At 34.7% G+C, this 21,335-nt stretch carries 15 protein-coding genes; all 15 read left to right on the top strand.

The genetic code is table 11. The features are described from left to right. The first annotated feature begins 123 nt into the window (after nt 1–123). The 15 genes from AC3HD6_RS10205 (at nt 124) to AC3HD6_RS10135 (ending at nt 21,260) form a co-directional block, all read left to right on the top strand. On the top strand, nt 124–1,470 hold the full coding sequence (locus tag AC3HD6_RS10205) for a sigma-54-dependent transcriptional regulator (protein WP_488896239.1): 1,347 nt from the start codon (nt 124–126) through the stop codon (nt 1,468–1,470). 56 nt (nt 1,471–1,526) lie between these two features. Further along, the gene (locus tag AC3HD6_RS10200) at nt 1,527–5,009 is read left to right on the top strand and encodes a PAS domain S-box protein (RefSeq protein WP_488896238.1); all 3,483 of its coding nucleotides are present in this window, start codon (nt 1,527–1,529) and stop codon (nt 5,007–5,009) included. Between the two features lie 195 nt (nt 5,010–5,204). After that, nucleotides 5,205–5,642, top strand: a complete 438-nt coding sequence (locus AC3HD6_RS10195) for a response regulator (protein WP_488896237.1) — start codon at nt 5,205–5,207, stop codon at nt 5,640–5,642. 10 nt (nt 5,643–5,652) lie between these two features. Beyond that, nucleotides 5,653–6,396 (top strand): polysaccharide biosynthesis/export family protein, encoded by a 744-nt coding sequence (locus AC3HD6_RS10190; protein WP_488896236.1) that lies wholly within the window; start codon nt 5,653–5,655, stop codon nt 6,394–6,396. An 11-nt stretch (nt 6,397–6,407) separates the two neighbouring features. Further along, the gene (locus tag AC3HD6_RS10185; protein ID WP_488896235.1) at nt 6,408–8,552 is read left to right on the top strand and encodes a GumC family protein; all 2,145 of its coding nucleotides are present in this window, start codon (nt 6,408–6,410) and stop codon (nt 8,550–8,552) included. Then, nucleotides 8,549–9,796, top strand: a complete 1,248-nt coding sequence (locus AC3HD6_RS10180) for a lipopolysaccharide biosynthesis protein (protein WP_488896234.1) — start codon at nt 8,549–8,551, stop codon at nt 9,794–9,796. The genes AC3HD6_RS10185 and AC3HD6_RS10180 overlap by 4 nt, the downstream gene beginning before the upstream one ends. Then, nucleotides 9,787–10,905: a glycosyltransferase family 4 protein gene (locus AC3HD6_RS10175; protein ID WP_488896233.1), complete on the top strand. Its 1,119-nt coding sequence runs from the start codon at nt 9,787–9,789 to the stop codon at nt 10,903–10,905. Before AC3HD6_RS10180 ends, AC3HD6_RS10175 begins: the two co-directional genes overlap by 10 nt. After that, a complete protein-coding gene (locus tag AC3HD6_RS10170; protein WP_488896232.1) occupies nt 10,892–12,196 on the top strand; it encodes an O-antigen ligase family protein in 1,305 nt (434 codons plus the stop codon). Before AC3HD6_RS10175 ends, AC3HD6_RS10170 begins: the two co-directional genes overlap by 14 nt. A gap of 121 nt (nt 12,197–12,317) precedes the next feature. Then, nucleotides 12,318–14,666 (top strand): nucleoside/nucleotide kinase family protein, encoded by a 2,349-nt coding sequence (locus AC3HD6_RS10165; RefSeq protein ID WP_488896231.1) that lies wholly within the window; start codon nt 12,318–12,320, stop codon nt 14,664–14,666. Then, on the top strand, nt 14,663–15,403 hold the full coding sequence (locus AC3HD6_RS10160) for an acyltransferase (protein WP_488896230.1): 741 nt from the start codon (nt 14,663–14,665) through the stop codon (nt 15,401–15,403). The genes AC3HD6_RS10165 and AC3HD6_RS10160 overlap by 4 nt, the downstream gene beginning before the upstream one ends. Beyond that, complete coding sequence (locus AC3HD6_RS10155) at nt 15,354–16,583, top strand: glycosyltransferase family 4 protein (protein WP_488896229.1); 1,230 nt, start codon at nt 15,354–15,356, stop codon at nt 16,581–16,583. The genes AC3HD6_RS10160 and AC3HD6_RS10155 overlap by 50 nt, the downstream gene beginning before the upstream one ends. Continuing rightward, on the top strand, nt 16,580–17,659 hold the full coding sequence (locus tag AC3HD6_RS10150; RefSeq protein WP_488896228.1) for a glycosyltransferase family 4 protein: 1,080 nt from the start codon (nt 16,580–16,582) through the stop codon (nt 17,657–17,659). Before AC3HD6_RS10155 ends, AC3HD6_RS10150 begins: the two co-directional genes overlap by 4 nt. A gap of 107 nt (nt 17,660–17,766) precedes the next feature. Then, entirely contained in the window at nt 17,767–18,978 is a 1,212-nt protein-coding gene (locus AC3HD6_RS10145; protein ID WP_488896227.1) for a DUF1972 domain-containing protein, read from the top strand. Nucleotides 18,979–18,982: 4 nt separating this feature from the next. After that, complete coding sequence (locus AC3HD6_RS10140) at nt 18,983–20,050, top strand: glycosyltransferase family 4 protein (protein WP_488896226.1); 1,068 nt, start codon at nt 18,983–18,985, stop codon at nt 20,048–20,050. A 64-nt stretch (nt 20,051–20,114) separates the two neighbouring features. Continuing rightward, on the top strand, nt 20,115–21,260 hold the full coding sequence (locus AC3HD6_RS10135; RefSeq protein WP_488896225.1) for a hypothetical protein: 1,146 nt from the start codon (nt 20,115–20,117) through the stop codon (nt 21,258–21,260). The last annotated feature ends 75 nt before the right edge of the window (nt 21,261–21,335 follow it).

Here is a 21,335-nt window from a genome sequence, read left to right as displayed (position 1 = left end):
AAACCAAATCAATAGCAATGATCTAGGTCATTGTTAGGAATAAAAAATGTATTTTTTTAATAAAAGACTGTTTATAACTAAAAAATGACATATTATTTGATAAATTTGTTTTAATAATTACTTATGAAACCAAATTACACAAAAATATTCATTGTGGAAGATGATATGTTTTTTAGTGAAATGTTAAAATATCATCTCTCCCTTAATCCTGATCATGAAATCATTGCATTTGATACAGCCAAGGATTGTTTGTCAAGCTTATATCTCAATCCGGATATTATCTGTATTGATTTTGGCCTGCCTGATCTGAAAGGAGATGTTCTGTTTAAAAAGCTCAAGGAAGCACAGCCCTCTGTCCCAATCATTATTATTAGCGGCCAGGACGATATAGAGACGGCAATCAATTTTCTGAAATCAGGTGCTCATGATTATATTGTGAAAAATGAACACACCAAAGAAATGTTATGGAACAGCATTCTCAAGGTGAAAGAAACTATTTCTTTAAAAAAAGAAGTAGAGGAGCTGAAAGAAGAACTTGAAAAAAAATATTCTTTTGAAAAAAACATTATAGGTCAAAGTGATGCCATAAAGGAGGTTTTCAAAAAGATCAGTAAAGCTGTAAAAACCAATATTAATGTATCTATTACAGGTGAAACCGGCACCGGAAAAGAAGTAGTGGCCAAAACCATTCATTATAATTCTGACCGTAAAAATAAACCCTTTGTTGCCATCAATATGGCCGCCATTCCGAAAGAACTTATTGAGAGTGAATTTTTTGGACATGAAAAAGGAGCTTTTACAGGAGCTTTATCCAAAAGTTCCGGAAAATTTGAACAGGCAGATGGAGGGACTATTTTCCTCGATGAAATTGCAGAATTGGACATTAACCTCCAAAGCAAATTACTAAGAGCTTTACAGGAAAGAGAAGTGACAAGAATAGGAGGAACACAGAAAATAAAATTCGATGCCCGACTTATTATTGCGACTCATAAAAACCTAGCAGAAGAAGTAAAAAAAGGAAACTTTCGTGAGGATCTTTACTATAGAATTGTAGGTTTACCTATAGAATTACCTCCTCTCCGTGACAGAGATCAGGATATTATTATTCTGGCCAGACATTTCATCAAATTATTTGCTAAAGAAAACGGAATGAATCCCTTTGCACTTAGTAGCGAAGCAATGAACAAGCTTACAAAATATCCGTTTCCTGGAAATGTCCGTGAGCTTAAATCTGTTATTGATCTGGCTTGTGTAATGGCAGATGACAATGAAATACAACCCCAGGACATTCATTTTAATCCCATAGGAAATAAAGAAGACCTTTTCATTTCTGCAGAAAAAACGCTTAAGCAATTTACTACAGAGATTATTCTTTACCACCTTAAGAAAAACAATAATGATGTTATGAAAACTGCACAGGTTTTAGATATTGGCAAATCAACCATTTATAATCTTTTACAGAACAAATAATCTTTGCACTCAAGATCATGATTTTCTAACAGTATAACCAATCCCCAAAAGACATCATGGAATTTCATCAATTACTTGAAAGTCAAATAAAAATGTATCTTACACAAGATCATCTTTCAGATCCGGATCTTACTCGGTTTATTCAGGCTGTTAATCTATCTTATCAATCTTTCGATAAGGATAATACAGCAACTGAAAAAGATATCCCGCAGGAGTCTATTGAATATATTTATAAGGAAACAGAACATTTAGATAAAGATATTAAAGCCATTTCTTTACGTAATAGCTCCCAGCTTATTGATTATATTTCCCGCCAGATCCAGGCAAAAAAAGAAATAATGGCAACGCTGACTGAGCAGAATAAACTGAAAAAGCTATTGATGGAGATTTCATCAGACTATATCAATATTTCTTTCGAAATGATAGATACTGCCATGAACAGGTCGCTCAAAGAAATGGCAGACTTTGTAAAAGCTGACAGAGCCTATATATTCAGTTATAATTTTGAAGCAGGAACATGCTCTAATACCTATGAATACTGTTCTTCCGGAACTATACCTCAGATGGATGATCTGCAGAATGTACCTCTTGAAGCAATTCCAGAATGGGTAGAAGCCAATAGGGAAGGAAAAAGCATTACAATACCCAATGTAAAGAATTTAAATGACGGAAACCTTAAAGAGCTTCTTTCTTCACAGGATATCAAAAGTCTTATGGTAATACCCATGATGTCAAAAGAAGCATGTACAGGATTTATTGGCTTTGACTGGGTAAGAAAACTTCATCATTTCAGTGATACCGAAACAGAACTACTTACTCTTTTTTCAAAAGTTCTGGTGAATGCTCAGGAAAGGTTTACAATTAAAAGCAACCTTACCCAGACTCTGGAGCTTCTCAAAACCTTTATTTCTAATCTTCAATATGGAATATTGATGGAGGATCCCCAAGGACATATTCTTTTCACCAATGATCTTTTCTGTAAAATATTTAAAATCAACCGAACTCCTTCAGAAATTATAGGCAAAAAACTGTCTGAAATAAAAATAAATGACCACTTCAAAGAAGATGATCTTTTAGAAAAAATAATTGCAGAAAGCCAAGATCAAAAGGTCATGGGAAGACTTGCTGAAACATGGGACGGAAGGTTTTTAGAAATTGATCATTTTAATTTTGAGACTAGAAATAAACAGGATGGCCATATCTGGAAATTTGGAGATGTTACAGAAAAAATAACTAACCAGAACCTTTTACAGCAGAGTGAACAAAGAAGCCGACTGATTATGGATTCTGCTATTAATGCCATTATCACCATAAACTCTGTTGGTGAAATTATATTCTGGAATAAAAGCGCAGAAACCATATTTGGCTGGCAGAAAAATGAAGTCATAGGCAGAAATATTTTTGAGACCATTATTCCGCAAAAACATATAGAGAACTATAAAAACTATGTAGCAGACAAAAAGAACTCGGTTCTTAACAGACAGATTGAGCTTCCGGCTATCAGAAAATCCGGCGAAGAATTTCCTATGGAAATATCCATCATTTCATTTCAACAGGAGGAACAAGAGTTCTATTGTTCTTTTATTCAGGATATTTCAGAAAGAAAAAGAGTTGAACATACTATGAAGCTTCAGGAGCAGAAATACCGGAATATGATTGCCAATATGAACCTGGGACTTCTTGAGGTAGATATGAATGAGGTTATACAATATGCTAATCAGAGCTTCTGTAATGTCTCCGGTTATGAAATAGAGGAAATTCTGGGCAGAAACCCTGCAGATCTTTTTATACATCATGAAAAGGATGTAGAATTGGTAAAAAAACAAATCCAGCTGCGAAGAAGCGGAGTTTCCAGTGTATATCAGGTACCCGTAAAAAATAAAGCGGGAGAACTGAGATGGTGGGCAATAAGCGGAGCTCCTAATTATGATGATAAAGGCAATCTTATAGGTTCTATAGGAATACACCTGGACATCACAGATCAGAAAAGACTGGAAGAAGACCTTCAAAAGCAAAAAGATAAAGCTCAGGAAGCCTCAAAAGCCAAGGAAGTATTTCTTGCTACGATGAGCCATGAAATCAGAACACCACTTAATGCCATTATCGGATTTTTACGTGAACTGGAAAGGCAAAAGTTATCTTCATCTCAGGCTGTCCTGGTAGAAAACAGTACCCAGGCTTCCCGACATCTTTTATCAATTATTAATAACATCCTAGATATTTCTAAAATTGAATCAGGCGAAATGTCCCTCGAGGTGAAAGATTTTTCTTTAAAAGACTCTGTTAACAATATTATTAATATACTCAGTCCTAAAGCAAAACAAAAAAAATTAAAACTCTATTCACAATATTCACCGGATATGGCTTCTGCTTTCAAAGGAGATCCGCTAAGAATAGAACAAATCCTTTTCAACCTGGTCGGAAACTCGTTAAAGTTTACCCAGAAAGGTGAAATCAAAGTAGAATGTAGGGTATTGGAAGATCACCCATCCACGCAGAAAATTAGCTTGACTGTTTCTGACACCGGAATTGGAATGAGCAAAGGCTTTGCCGACAAAATTTTCAAAAAATTCTATCAGGAAGATGAAAGTATTGCAAGAAGATTTGGTGGAACCGGCCTTGGAATGGCTATTACCCAGGAATTGGTAAAGCTAATGCATGGAAAAATAAATATTGAAAGTGAAAAAAATAAAGGTACCATCATACAAATTACTTTATCTCTCTATAAAGGGTTTCTTGAGCACACTACTGATAAAAAAGAAAATTACCCTGCCACTTCTGTTGCCGGGATTAAAGTTCTGCTCGTAGAAGATAATGAGATGAACAGGGTAGTAGCCCAAAATACACTCCAGAATTTTAAATGTAATGTAACGGAAGCTGAAAATGGTAACCAGGCAATACAGATCTTAAAGAAAGAAAAGTTTGATATTATTCTGATGGATATTCAGATGCCGGAGCTTGACGGAATAGAAACCACTCAAATCCTTAGAAAAAAATACCTTTTAACCACCCCCATTATTGCCCTTACAGCCAATGCATTTAAAACAGAAATTGAAAAATGTAAATCAGCAGGCATGAATGACTATGTTACCAAACCGTTTTCGGAAGAAATACTTCTGGAAGTGCTTTATAAGTATACTAAGCTTTCAAAAGCCTCGGGCTATAAAAATAAAACTACGGAAACTTCAGATTCTCATCTTTATGATCTTGGCGGCATTCGTACCTTAAGCAGAGGTGATGAGGAATTTGTAAAAAAAATGATTTCCATATTCATTAGCCAGACCGAAAATGCCATTACACAGATGCATACCTGCTTTCAATCGGGAAATTATCATGAAATGGCTAAATTGATGCATAAAATAAGACCTGGTGTAGAAGCTATGGGCATTCATTCCATTGTTGAAGATATCAGAACACTCGAAACAAAAGCAAAAGAGGAAGATTTAACCTCTGAATTACTTTTAGAAATACAACAACTTTCTGATACAATAGAAAAAACTCTTTCTGAAGTTATAAAGCTTTTAAAAGCAAATGAATAATTAACTATTCCCAAAAGCAATACAAGCCTCATGTAATAAAAACATGAGGCTTTTTTGTTGATTTCATTCTTATTATTTTTTTCCAAAAATCAGCTTATTTTCCATAAAATGGAAATAGTAAAAATACAAACAACTGATATTCAAATAATTAAATCGAGGCATTGTATATGATTTTATATTTAAAAATTATACACAATGAATCCTAATCAATTAAAATTCTTTATTGTAGACGATGATCTGTTCTGTGCAAATGCGTATGAGCAGTATCTCAAAAACCTTAATTATACTGACATTCTCTACTTCGGTACAGGAGACGAATGTCTGAATAGTCTTGATCTTAAACCTGATATCATCTTTCTGGATCATAGTATGGATGACATGAATGGTTTTGAAACTCTTAAAAAAATTAAAAGGTATAATCCTAATATTTATGTCATTATGGTTTCCGGACAAAAGGAAATCAATATTGCAGTAGACGCTCTGAAATACGGAGCTTTTGATTATCTGGTCAAAGATAACACTGTATGTCAGAAAATGCAGAGTGCAATCAGCAGAATTCTAAAGATACAGGAAGAAATTGATAAAGGCAACAGGAACAATGGCATCTTCCGTCTCTTTTCTATGTTTTTTTAAAAAATTAGTTATGAAAACCAGAATCAGCATCCATCCGGTTATTTTACTTTTCCTGCTCTTATTGCTTTCTGCATGCAAGACACAAAACCTTTTTGAAGAAAAGAGACCTACTGAAAATAAAGCAGACTTTAAGTATCAGGATACATATCAGTATCAGATCAGAAAAGATGATAAAATTACGCTTTCTGTCTGGGGGCAGGACGACCTGAGTGTAGGCTCTGTATATGGCATTTACAATTCCAATGAAGTATATGGAAAATGGCTTCTGGTAGATAAAAACGGAAATATAGAATTGCCAAGATTAGGAACCACTTATGTTGTAGGAAAAACAATCCCTGAGCTGAAAGAGGAAATAAAGGATAAACTAAAAAGATGGCTGGTAACTCCTATTGTTGATATAAAGGTTGTGAATAAAGAAATTACAGTCCTTGGAGAGGTTAAAAGCCCTGCTGTAATACATGTAGATAAAGATCAGAATACCCTGATGGAAATTATATCTAAATCAGGCGGATTTGAATCTTATGCCAATCTGAAATCGGTAAAGATTCTCCGTCAGGAAGGTGAAAATGTAAGAGTTACCAATATAGATATGACCACTCCCGGAGACTTCAGTTATCAGAATACCCAACTTCATCCCGGAGACTTTGTGATTGTACCTTCTAAGAAAAGTAAAGACTTTGATAAACGTATTTCTACGATTATTCCTTTTGCTACAGCTGCTACAGCCGCTACACTTCTGATAGGACTTCTTTAAAAACTAAAAAAATGAACGAGAACATTAGATTTATAAGACCATTGTATAGAGGGCTTCCCTTTATTATTCTGGCCATAGTACTGTCTGTACTGGCAGCGAAAAAATATCTTGGATATGTTACTCCCATTTATGAGAGTACAGCCATGCTTAAACTTGCAGATACTCAGGAAGGAGTTCCAAGCGCCAATTTATTTAAAGATTTCGACGTTTTTGCGTCTGCCAATAAAATCAATACAGAAATTGAAGTTCTCAAATCCTCATCACTTATTGAGAAAACACTTTCAAAACTTCCATTTTCCACAGAGATTTACAGAAAAGGAGATCTGCATTCAGCAGAATTGTTCAAAAATACTCCCTTTTTTGTAGAAGGGACCTTCAGTTCAGATAAAAATTATGATAAAAAATTCTCCCTGAAAATTCTTTCACATAACAAATTTCAACTTACTCTTCCTGGAAAAGAAACCGCTGTAGAAGGAAATTTTGGAGAACCTATTACTATTTCAGGAGGGAAATTACTCATTACTCTTAATAAAAATTTTATTCTTTCTAAACCGGAACTCAAGATGATTGATGAATATGAATTTGAATTTCTAAGTCATGAAAAACTTCTGGAGAAAATCAATAAAAATCTGGACATTGTTTCTGTAGATAAAGATGTACCGGTTATCAGAATCAATTTTAAAAGTAATGTGCCTAAAAAAGCAGAATTATTTGTTAATACCCTTGCTGAAACCTACATTCAGGATTATATCGAGAGTAAATATAAAGCAGCAGATACCACCACGGTTTTCCTTAAAAATGAAATTAAAGAGGCAAGGTCTAAGCTTACCAGTACAGAAAACCAGATTCAGAATTACAGAGATCACAACAATATCATTAATATTCCTCAGGAAACAGAAACAGATCTCAGAAAAATTTCCCAGCTGAAAATTCAACAAAGCAATATAAAAATGAATCTGGACGCCGCTAATTATCTCAACAGTTACATTTCACAAGGGAAAAGTAATTATCTTGAACTGGCCCCAAACTTTGAAGCATTCAACGACTTACTTTCTACAGAAATGGTAAAGAATATGAAAAATTTACAGGCTGAGAAAAAAGAATTATTGCTTACCTATACTCCAGAACATGAAAAAGTAAAAATAATTGATGCTAAGCTGAAAGATCTTACGGATTATCAGACCGAAAGCATCAAAAATACCGCTAAAAATTTACAGATCAAATATAGAGATATCAATAGAGATATCGGAGTTGCAGAGCAGGCTTTTGTAGGACTGCCTGAGAAAGAAAGAATCCTCAATGTATTGAACAGAGAGTTTAATCTTTACGAAAAGAATTATAATTTCCTGAATGAGAAACGCATTGATGCGGAAATAGCAAAATCTGCAAAAATTTCCTTCCACAAAGTAATTACTCCCGGAGAAGTTCCTAAAAGTCCTGTATCACCTGTACGATCTATCATCATTATTGTAGCAGCAATTATAGGTATGATTACATCCATTGCAGCTATTTATTTGGTACATTATGCAAAAGCAAAGGTAAATGATGTGTATACCATAGAAAAAAACAGCAGCATTCCTATAGCATTTACCACCCCTTACATCAAGAATAAAAGCGAAAATATTTCACGCCTTTTGCAAAATATTACTGAAATGGAGCTTAAAGGTATTCTTAAAGATCATAATACCATTACTGTGACTTCCTATGATAAAGAAAAAGATCACCTTTTTCTCATAGAAAACACAATGAAAGCTCTTGAAAAGCAACACCGAAAAGTGATTCTGATTGATATTGCAGGAAACTTTCCTTATCAGTCTGATCACATCATTGATCTTTCCGGAAATGAAATCCTTTTTCAGCCTAGAAAACAGCTTGAACATTTCATTCATGAAGCATCTCAAGGATACGAATTATGTATCATCAATAATGTTGCAGTTAAAAAAAATACACTCGCTCTTCTTTTGATGAGCCTGGCCAATCAAAATCTTTTTATTCTGGATAGCAGAAAAACAGCAGAAAAAAGAATATTGGAAGTTGAGATACTCAATGAAGAATATCAATTTCCAAAGCTATGGTTTGTACTGAATAAAGCAGGCTACACCCCAAGTATCATCAAATATCTCATAAAGTGTATCACTTCATTGAAAAACAAATGAAATCATTAGCCACCATAAGAAAATCCAGTGTCATGGTCTTTACAGATCAGGCCCTATATAGCGGAAGCAATTTCCTGCTCACTTTTCTCTTGGCCAGAACTCTGAATATACAGGAATTTGGGATGTACTCTTATGTTTTGATAGGATCTTATTTTATTCTGAATATAGGGAACGCACTCATCATACAGCCTTACCAGATCATGGTATCCAAAAACCCGCACAGTGAATCATTAGGCTTTATCAGTAAAGTATCAGCCGGATTTTTATTGTTTCTCATTATTCTGCTGAGCCTGATTTATCTTTACTTAAAATTTCTTCAAAAACCAGTGCTATCTTTAGAAAATTCAGAATTCTTTGCAGCACATTATGGAGAAGCGGCTATTTTTATTCTTGGTTATTTTATTCAGGATTTTTTCAGAAAATCATTGCTGGCTATACAGGAACTTTCTACTGTACTTTGTATTGATCTTCTCTTTTTATGTGTATTTCCTCTTATTATCTGTACATCGCTCGCATTGGGAAAGGCGTTATTAATTATTGGAATGGGTAATCTCTTATCTTCACTTCCAGGGGTTTTGTACTTCTTAAAAAATGCAGTATTCCCTGTTTCGGATAAGCCCTATCTGCAATACTATAAAAGCAATGGGAAATGGTTTTTATATTCAGCTTTACTCCAATGGTTTTCAGGAAATTTCCTTGTACTGATTTCAGGTTTATATTTAGGATTAGAGGCATTAGCCGCCTTAAGACTGGCACAGTCTTTCTTTGGAGTTTTTAATGTTATCCTACAGACTGTGGAGAATTTTTTTCTTCCTAAAACAGCCCGTCTTTATCACAAAGATACAACTGAAGCCAAAGAATTTTTACTCTCCATCAGACGTTATGGCTTTTTCATTTTAGCACCTGTTCTCCTTGTAATATTTATTTTTTCAGAGGAAATCATGATTCTTTTTGGGGGTACTCAATACCAGCATTTCGGATATGTAATTAAGCTGATGTCTCTGCTTTATCTGCTGATCTTTTGGGGATATCCGGTACGGATTGCTGTGAGAGTAACGGAGCTCAATAAAATATTCTTCTACGGCTATATTTTTTCAACGGTATTTATTCTGACTATATTTCATTTTCTTTTAAAATATACCGCATTATACGGTGCTATTACAGGACTTATGATGAGTCAGATCATCCTCATCCTGTATTGGAAACTACAACTTCGTAAAAACAATTCTTCATTATGGAAATAATACATATCATATTGGGAAAGGCTAATCCTGAACGGATGAACGGGGTGAATAAAGTCGTACATCAGCTTGCCTCCAAACAGGCTGCTGCAGGTATAAAAGTATCCGTATGGGGTATTACAGATACCTTGGAAAAAAATTATCCTGAAAGAAATTTTGAAACATTACTTTTCAAAAAAAGTATGAACCCTTTTCACCTTAATGAGCAATTAAAAACAGAAATTCTGATGAAAAACAAACAAACTATCTTTCATCTTCATGGAGGCTGGCTTCCGTTGTATTCCTCATTAGGGAATTTTCTATCCAGCAACAAGAGAAAGTTTCTCATCACAGCTCATGGCGCTTACAACACAATTGCCATGCAAAAAAGCCATTATCTGAAAAAAATATACTTCCATTTTTTTGAAAAAAAACTTCTTGAAAATGCAGGCAGAATTCACTGTATTGGAAACTCAGAAATCTATGGACTCCAGAATATGTATGAAAATAACAAAACGGTACTCATTCCTTACGGTTTTGATTCTGAAAGCATGAATTCCCACAAAAAAAATGATAATGCAAGAATAATATTCGGTTTTCTAGGAAGATTAGATATTTATACTAAAGGACTCGATCTGATGATTGACGCTTTTGATAATTTTCAGAAAGAAGTTCCCGATTCAGAACTCTGGATAGCTGGCAGCAGTAACCAGGCCAAACAAATTGAAAAGACCATCAGAACTAAAAAGCTACAGAATAAAATACAACTATTAGGACCCAAATTTGGTGCAGAAAAAAATGAAATTCTTCAGCAGATGGATATTTTCCTCCATCCTTCCCGCAACGAAGGACTTCCTGCGGCTGTACTGGAAGCAGCAAGCTTCGGAAAACCCTGTATTGTGAGTACCAATACCAATATTGGCGAACAAGTTGAAAAATATAATGCTGGAATTGTTTTTTCTCAAATGACTCCCCAAAAACTCACCCTCGCCATGCATCAGATCTATAAAACATGGCTTGATAAAGAACTTTTCCACGAAATGGAAAGTCAGGCCATTAAAATGGTAAAGTATGAATTTGATTGGGACATCATTTTAAACCGATTAAATACGGAACTCTATGAAAACATCTAATCTTTCTATCGAGAACAGACATCAGAGGTTTCTAAAAAACACCAACCTATTTCTTTTTATCATTCTTCTGCTGATGATTGCCGGATTCTTTACCTGGAGCGAAAATATTATCATTACCAGAATCATAAAAGTAGTAGGAAGAATGGGAGTTATGTTTTCATCAGTTTTCATTTACTACCGTATTCTCAGATACGGTGCAGCATCTACCCTTGGATATAAAAATATATTCTCTCCCGTTTTTTATCTGGGCTATCTTATATTGGGATTAGCATCCTTTGCATGGAGTACCAATCCGGGTTTTAGTGCATTGCAATGGCTGATGGTTTTTCAAAGCTTTGTCTTCGCTTATTTTTTTATCAAAAGCCTTACTACACTGGATATTTATTTTCAAGGGCATCCTATCCGGCTGTATAACCTTCTGGGAAATGTTGTATTCATTTTACAGACGGTATTTGTTGTGGGAATGTGGGTGGATCCCGAGACTTTTTTCAGACTTACCAACGGTGGTGAAGAAGCACGCCTGGGAGGAATCATCATGAATCCTAACGAATTGGGAATGCTGGCAGGAGTGGGTATTGCATGTCTGATCTTTGATTTGTACCGGAAAAAAAATAAGCTTTGGATCATCATAAAAATTGCTGTCATTTTTTATGCTCTGTTTATGACCGGCTCCCGTTCCTCGTTAATAGGTGTACTGATTATTATATTTTTTCATATCAATCAAACTAAAAGAAAAGGTCTCAAAGCCATCATTATTATGGCAGTGCTGGCAGTAGCTCCATTTGCGGTCTATCAGGTTATTTTAAAAGGTGGAGACAAAGACAGACTTGAGGAAATTATGAGCCTTACCGGAAGACTTCCTTTCTGGAAAGCTCTCATCACTGAGGGATTACCCAGAGAACCATTATTCGGATTTGGTTTTATGAGAATTGATTATGGAGAATTCTTTAAAAGTACCCACACTTATCCGGGAAAAATGACTCACAATACTTTTATGCAGGTATTAATGAATCTAGGTTTTGTAGGTCTTATCATTGTTATTGGCCAGGTATTCTTTACCATAAGGGCTATTATTGCTCAAAAAAAAGAACAAAAACTGATGCTGATCGGAATTCTTATCCCCGTTCTTATCAATTCTTTTACAGAGTTTGGAATTTTTGGGGAAAGTAATTATGGAATTCTGTTCTTTCAAATCATTATTTTCTCTATAGCATTTGAAAACAGGAAATATCTTACCTCATTTCAAAGGATAAAACTCTACAGAAAACGGCCGGATTTATTCCAGAAATAAAATTCTCATTCCAGAATTTGGAATAAAAGCATAAGTAAAAAATATTTAAAATACTAATAATCAATGTTTTAAAAATTAGGTTCAATTTTATCTTATACTTTGGTACAGACAACTTATTATCATGGAAAATGTATTTAAAAATTTAGGATATCAGGTTTCTCTACATCCGGATGAATACCAAAAAAAAATAACCGTATTGTCTATCAAAAATACAGATGGAACATTGCGATGGATTTGGAATGCTAAAAATGTAAATCCTTTATTTCTGAAATTTTACTCCACATCTTCTTTCTCTTCATTATTAACAGCAGCATTAATCAGACTAGTTTTCTTTATGAAATTACAGCATATTCTGTTCAAAAAAGTAAAGCTGTATTATGATGATCCTATCCTTGCTCCCATTTGTAACCTTCAGAAAGAATGGGCTCTATTTACAGGGACAGCCGGACCTAATAATAAGCTTATTTTATATTATCAAAAATATTTTTATAAAATAGCAAATTCAGAGACATCCCATCAGCTTATTCAGCAGGAATGGGAGATATTAAAGACATTACCGGCAGGAAAGTTTTACGAAATCCCTATGGCCAGTCTTCTAAATGATAGAGTCTTAAAGACTGGTGATATCTGTAAAAAACAAAATCAGACTGCAGCTTTGGGAATATTGCATATAAAAGCTCTTAAAGAATTGGATTCTTTTTTTTCAGGGAAAATAAAAATAGGAGAGTGGAAACTGCTTAAAGATTTGAAAAAGCAGTTTTATGAAACTCAGGATAAAAGGTTTTCTCCGAATTTTTTCCAAAAGGTCAAAGATATTTTAAATTCTTTACCTGAACAGGAAGAAATCAACCTAAGATTCTCACACGGTGATTTTACAGCATGGAATACTAATATCGGAAATGAAAAACTGGGAATTTATGACTGGGAACTGGCTGCTTTTAATCGCCCGCAAGGTTTTGATTATTTCCACTTTATCATTCAAAACAATATTTTGATTGGAAAAAAATGCTGGAAAGAAATCTACAGAGAAATAACGATCAAAAACAACTCTGTATTCAATTTTGAAATAGAAACCCTTCATAAATATTTAAAATTATACCTTCTGATCAACATCCTGCAACATATCACTATCTATTCGGAACAGAAAAAATGGCATCAACAGGTATACTGGCTGCTCTCCGTATGGAACGAATCTCTGAATACATTTCTGGAAGACCAATACAGCCACAGAGAACTCATCATTTTAGACCTTTTCAGTAGAATTAATCATAAAGAGTATGCTGCATTGAAATTTCCTGATCAATCTCCGGAAAAACTTCCTGAATATTCAGATATTGATCTTATCTGCAGTAAATCTGTAGCACAGGATCTCTATTCCTACTTCAGCCATCATATATTCACTCACAAAATTATTCTGGAAAAAAAATCATTCTTAACCCATATAAAAATTATTACCAAAGATTATGAAATTCTGTCTATTGACTGTATCCACCAGCTAAAATGGAAAAACATTCAGATACTTGATGCTAAAAAGCTCATTTCAAACAGCTATATCAACAACTTTGGAATCAAGAAAGTTTCAGAAGAAGACACTGCCAAATATATCCTCCTGTTTTATAAATTAAACAAATCTGACGTCCCTAAAAAACACAATTCTATTATAAATATCAACTTCAATCAAACGTCAGAAAATAATGTAGACAAAGTATGGTTTGGCCTTTTATACAATGATGAAAAAGTAATAATAAAAGCTTTAAAAAAAGAAAAGTCCAATAAAGGATTAAGTTATTTCCTCAACACCATCCACTATTTTATGGATCTGTTTTCTGGAAAAGGATTTATTATTACACTAAGCGGGGTAGATGGTGCCGGGAAATCTACGGTCATCTCGGATTTATCCTTAATTATCGAGAAAAAATTGAGAAAGCCCTCGGTAATATTGCGTCATCGCCCCTCTTTTTTACCCATTCTCAGTGTATGGACAAAAGGGAAAGAAAAAGCACATAAAGAAGTTATAGAATCTTTACCCAGACAGGGAAAAAACAGAAGTTTTATGTCTTCATTATTCAGATTTGGATATTATTATACAGATTATCTTCTGGGACAATTCATTATATATTTCAAATATATTCTGAGAGGGTATGTGGTGATCTACGATCGATATTATTTTGACTTTATTATCGATGGGAAAAGAAGCAATATCATTCTTCCTGAAAAGATTTTCAGAGCAGGCTATTTTTTCCTTCTGAAACCCGATTATAATGTTTTCCTATACGAAGACTCACAAGTCATTCTGCAAAGAAAAAAAGAACTTTCAAAGGATACCATAGAATTTCTAACCCAAGAATACAAAAAATTATTTGAAGTATTGGCAGAAAGAAAAAGAAAGAACATCTACACCTCATTAAAGAACAGCGATCTTTCTATCACACTCCAGACATTAACACACATGATTCTAACTACACAATGAAAAAGTTTATTTTAAAAATTTTACAAAAGAGAAATCCCTCTTTCTCTTTTGATAAAGATCTAAGTTCCCGCATCATTCTACAATTTATTCTCATTCAGGGAATGAGCTTTTTACGGGGGATGAAAGTACTCTTCTCATTAAGAAAAAGCAAAGGATTGTTACTTGGAAGGCAGGTTCATTTTTTCTGCCTTTCAAGAATAACCTGGGGCCGGTTTCTCCGGCTGGGAGACAACGTTTATATTTCTGCATTGGGCAGAGACGGCGTTCATTTAGGTAACAATGTATCCATCGGGGCATTCAGTAGAATTATCATTTCTACCTCACTCAATCATATGGGAAAAGGGATAAAGATCGGAAATAATGTAGGTATTGGTGAATATGCCTACTTAGGAGGAGCCGGAGGGCTGGAAATAGGAGATGACTGCATAACAGGTCAGTACCTGAGCTGCCATCCTGAAAATCATAATTATGAAGATCTCACTTCTCCCATAAGGCTTCAGGGTGTGAACAGAAAAGGAATAAGAATAGGAAAAAACTGTTGGATTGGCAGTAAAGTAACCATTCTGGATGGTGTTGAAATTGGAGATGGCTGCATCATTGCTGCCGGAAGTGTAGTCAACAGAAGCTTTCCTGAAAATTCTGTCATAGGAGGTGTTCCTGCAAAAATTATTAAAACAAGAGATGGCCATGAAAACAACAACCATTTTAGCAACCTGCTATGCCGTAAATCCGTATAAAGGATCGGAAGATGCTATGGGATGGAATTTTGTATGTCAGATTGCAAAGTTCCGAAAAGTAATCGCCATTACCAGAGAAAACAACCGTTCTTCCATTGAAAAATACATGAACGAAAATCCTGATGAAATTTTTGAAAATATACAGTTTCTTTATTTTGATCTTCCTTATTGGGCAAGATTCTGGAAGAAAGGCAGTAGAGGAGCCATGTTTTATTTTTACCTGTGGCAGAGAAATATAATTGGTTTTATTAAAAGTAAACAACTTGATTTTGATATTGTCCATAATCTCAATTTCCATAACGACTGGACTCCCACATTTTTGTGGAAACTTCATAAACCTCTTGTTTGGGGACCTGTAGGGCATCATCCTAAAATTCCTAAACAATATCTCAGATTTTATAGTTTCAGAACTCTTCTGAATGACAGACTAAAATGGATTATTAAAAAGATCTCTTGGAAGTTTTCTCCAGCCCTGAAAAATTCTGTGAAAAATGCAAACCATATCTGGTGTATGAATTCCAGTGTTCCAGAGTCTCTGCCATTGAGCAAATCACATTATTCTATTTATCCTTCCGTAGCTACAGAAGATTTTTTCGAAGGTTTCAAACCTAAAAAGAGTTTTCAGATTCTTAGTGTAGGAAGATTTGTTCCATTAAAGGGCTTTGATCTCACTATCAATGCATTTGCTGAATTTTTAAAACATATCCCTGAGAAAAGCCGTGCTTCCTGCAGATTAACACTTGTGGGAACCGGTCCGGAGAAAAAGCTTTATCAACAGTTGATCTCAAAGCATCACATTGAACCTTACGTACAAATTATAGAATGGATTGACCGTAAAGAACTTATGAATATCTATAAAGAATCTTCCGCTTTTCTATTTCCCTCTCATGAAGGAGCAGGGATGGTAGTTGCAGAAGCTTTATCATTTGGACTTCCTGTGATAGCACTGAACAATGTAGGTCCTGGCGAATATATTCATTCAGAATTCGGATTTACGGTGAGTGAAAGTTCTTACAATACAACTGTAGATACCCTCTGCTATGATTTATTAAAACTATTTCTTGAACCTTCTCTGACAGAAAAAATGAGTAGAGAAGCCAGAAAATATTATGAAGAAAAGTTTTCATGGGATAAGAGAGGTGATTATCTGAATACCATTTATCAAAACTTTGAGCCATGAGAATAATAGCCGTACACTTATTAAACGATTACAGCGGAAGCCCAAAAGTACTTATGCAGCTGTTGAAAATATGGGCAAAGAACGGAAAAGAAACCCATCTTTTTATCGGTGGAAAAAATAAAGGTTTTCTTTCCGGTATTCCAGGTATACATTATCATCAATATGAATACCGTTTTTCAGGATATCCAATAATCAGACTTTTATTTTTTATCATCAGTCAGTTTGCATTAGCCATCCGGTTATTATTTTTTCTGAAAAAGCAGGATATTGTTTATATCAATACTGTATTGCCTTTTGGTGCTGCGATTATTGCAAAATTAAAAGGCTGCAGGGTAATCTACCATGTGCATGAAACTTCCGTAAAACCTCAAATATTGAAAAGATTCCTATTTGGAATAGCTTCTGTAACTGCTTCTGAAGTAAAATATGTATCTCAATTTCTTGCTTTACAAGAACCAATCTGTAAAAAATCAGAAATTATTTACAATGTTCTGGAAGAGGACTTTATTAAGAAGGCAGTTCCAAAAAACCTACAAGCCAATGAACGAAAAATAGTCCTGATGTTATGTTCTTTAAAAAAATACAAGGGAGTAGATGAGTTTGTGACACTATCAGAGCAAAACCCTGAATTTATCTTCAAGCTTGTCCTGAATGCGTCAGTGTATGATATTCATTCCTATTTTGAAAAAAAACAGCTTCCTGAAAACTTATATATTTATCCTACCCAGCAAGACACACATCGGTTTTACAAAGAAGCGGATGTGATCCTGAATCTTTCTGATACAAAACTTTGGGTAGAAACATTTGGGCTTACCATTCTCGAAGGTATGGCTTATGGCCTGCCTGCTATTGTACCACCGGTAGGAGGTGTAACAGAATTAATAGATGATGGTAAAAACGGTTTCTGTATCAATTCTAAGGAAATTACTGTGATCTCACAGAAACTGAAATTATTGCTTAATAATCCCAACCTTTACCAACAATTCAGTCTGTATGCCCAGCAAAAAAGGAACCTTTTTTCTATCGATAACTTTGAGAAACAATCCCTTCAGATATTTTCCAAATTCCATCAATAATTCCATAATCTGGAAATCACAAAGCAAATAAAACAACATAAATATTTGATTATCAACGATTAAAAACAAAGGCACACCGGTGGATTTATCTTTTAAAAATTAAAAAAATGAAAACAAAAATAGCCATTATCGGAACGGTTGGACTTCCTGCTAATTATGGAGGTTTTGAAACCTTAACTGAACATCTTATAGAAGAATTATCGGATCAGTTTGATTTTACGGTATATTGCTCTTCAAAACGATATAAAAAAGAAGAAAGAAAGCCTCTTTATAAAGGAGCAGAACTGAAATACATTCCTCTAAATGCCAATGGAATACAAAGTATCCCTTATGATACGCTCAGTATTATCCATGCACTATTTTTCAGTAAAGTTTTAATTATATTGGGAGTTGCCGGATCATGGATCCTCCCTTTTGTAAGACTTTTTACCAACAGAAAAATTATCATTTCTATTGATGGAATTGAATGGAAAAGAGAAAAATGGAGCCTCCCTGCAAAACTGTATCTCTGGTGGGCTGAAAAAATTGCCGTCAAATTTTCTCATATTGATATTTCAGATAACGAAGCCATACAGGATTACACAGCATTACGATATGGAACACTGAGCAGAATTATCGAATATGGTGCTGATCATGCCACTCCGGATGGAATCATAACCCGCGAAGACCTCGATAGATATCCTTTTCTTACAAGCCCATATGCGGTAAAAGTTTGCCGAATAGAACCCGAAAATAATGTTCATAAAATATTGGAAGTTTTTCATGCCGTTCAGCACAAAACTCTTGTGATTATAGGAAACTGGCAAAACAGTGAATACGGAAGAAACCTCAAGGCTCAGTATAAAGATTCCCCTAATATCTGTATTCTGGATCCTGTTTATCAGCAAAGAGAAATTGATCTCATCAGAAGCAATGCCGAAATGTATATTCATGGTCATTCTGCCGGAGGAACCAATCCTTCATTAGTAGAAGCAATGTATTTGAAACTGCCTGTTTTTGCATTTGATGTATCATATAATAGAGTTACGACAGAAAATGCCGCATTTTATTTCCATGATACAGAGACTCTTACTTCTTTACTTCTTACTACAACTTCTTCAGAATTGGAGACCTGTTCCTTGGCGCTCCGAAAAATTGCTGAAAGAAAATACATCTGGAAAAAGATTGCAGGTAGATACAGAAACCTGATCCGGGAATCCTGTGAGATTAATGCCAAGCAAGGAATATTTTCCCAGGCATCTGCACTTAAAGAAAAAGTTCTGTCAGAATATGAGGCCGTTCATCTCAAAAACAATCAGATTTTTCAATCAAAATATTAAAGCTATGAGAGCCATTTTAGAATTTTTTATAGGTGGAGTACTGGCATATGTATTGTCTGTTATTGTAACTCCTTTGGTGTCTAAACTTTCTGTTAAGTTACATTTGGTTGATTATCCTAATTACAGAAAGGTACATCGTAATCCTATCCCTTTAATTGGAGGAATTGTTATTGTATGCATTTCTATCCTTACAGGTTGTATCATGCAGGCTGTATTCGATAAAGAAATATTTATTATAATGACTGGAGCTGTTATCTTATTTATTCTGGGAGCTATTGATGATAAAAAAGATGTAAAAGCACAACACAAATTGCTTATCCAGCTTTGTATAAGCTTCGTAATGGCTCTGTACGGCATCAGAATCACTTCATTATTTGGTTTTTTAGGAATATATGAACTTCCGGTTTATGGGCAGTATGTGATTACTGTGCTTTTAATTACCGGAGCTGTGAATTCATTTAACTTAATGGATGGAGTAGACGGGCTTGCCGGAATCATAGCATTATCAGGCTTTACTTTCTTACTATTCAGCAGCCTTTACAGTCACCATATAATGCTGGCTAAAATGAGCATCATCCTTATCGGCTGCCTTATCAGTTTTCTTAAATATAATTTTTCTGAACATCAGAAAATATTTCTGGGGGATTCCGGTAGCCTGTTTCTTGGATTTCTCCTTGTCAGTCTTGGAATTTACTGTCTCAGATACAATTTTGAGAAAGAGCAGAAAACACAAGTCCTGTATTTTCTATTTGTTTTTTTGCTTCCCGTTTTTGACTTTATACGGGTCTGTATCGGAAGAATGATCAAAAGAATATCACCTTTTACTGCTGACAGAACTCATCTTCATCACTATATGACAGAAATTGGATTAACCCCTAAGAAGATTGGATTTTCTGTTCTTTTAATTCATCTCAGTCTTCTGGCTACAGCTTATTTATTAGGTTCCTTTAATCTCAATTTAGTTTTCATCATTTGTATTGCTGCGGTTTTATCCTATTATAAAATTCTGCATATGATAAGAACTTTTAACATCTGGAAACACAAAATAAAAGAAATGGAAACTTCATTTTAATCCAGGTCTCCCAACCTGAATGAAATTTACATTTTCACCTTCATTAACCATTAAAAATACGATCATGAAAAAAATTAGCTTACTTATCAGCGTTATGTATGCTGTTCTTTTATCAGCTCAAGTAGGGATAGGAACTACAACTCCTGATCTGAACTCTGATCTTACCTTAGGATCTTCCAACAAAGGTTTGCTTTTGAACAAGGTAGCCCTTACCTCCACCACAGCCAGTGTATACAGTGAAGGAATGTTTCTTTATAATACTGCCACTACCAATGATGTAACACCCGGCATCTATCTAAGTAATGGTACTTCATGGAGTAAAGTAATTGATGCCCCTACTTTAAACGCAATACTATCTACCAGTTGGAAGACAACAGGTAATAATCTATCTGCTGCAGACTTTATAGGAAGTACCAATGCACAGCCTTTCGTTTTAAAAACCAATAATAATGAAAGAGTAAGAATAGATTCGGATGGAAAAGTTGGAATCGGAACCAATTCCCCACAAGGAATTGTTGATATCAATTCGGCAAATTCAACACTCATACTACCCAGAAATGCCAATCCGCCAGCCAATATAACCAATCCTGTAGCAGGCATGATTATATACGACTCTTCCAATAAAACACTACGTTATTATAACGGAAGCCAATGGAGTACAATGATCTCCTCACAAACGCTTACAACAGCCAATGAAGGGGTTGTAAAAATGAACAGTGGGGCAGGAATAAAACCTTCATTTGCCTTTAGAACCTCAGGAGGAGTTTCTTTAAACAATTATCAAAATATCATCTATCAGACTCCTGTTAATATTGTAACAGATTTTTCACCAACACCAGCCACAAGCTGGCCAGAGAACATAGCTTCTCCAACCGTAGCCAATATATATGATCAGAGTAATGGTAAGTTTCTTGATAATTCAGTAGCAGGGCAGGTTCATACCTGGAGAATCATTGCCAAGTATGAAAACAAAAATAATGGTTCGGTAGCATTTGTAACGGTTAATATGTCTAATATGAATAATACATTTTCAATAGATCAGACGGCCGTTGCACCTAACGGAGTTACGACGGGAAATCTTGTTTTCTATCTCACCACTGTGGCAGATTCCTCTTCCTTTACTAATGGATATACTATTAAAATCAAATCAGATACAGCAATGGACGTTATTATTGATAATATTACAAGGGTTTCACAGGCAAAAGACTAAATAACAGACACTTCCATAAGGGCCTGATGCCGAGAAAATGTAAGTTTGGATAAAAAAGACTATCTTTACAGTAAC

The organism is Chryseobacterium sp. II3a, assembly GCF_057815135.1.
Note: the sequence above shows the minus strand (reverse complement) of the source record. Positions and strands in the feature narration are given on the sequence as shown.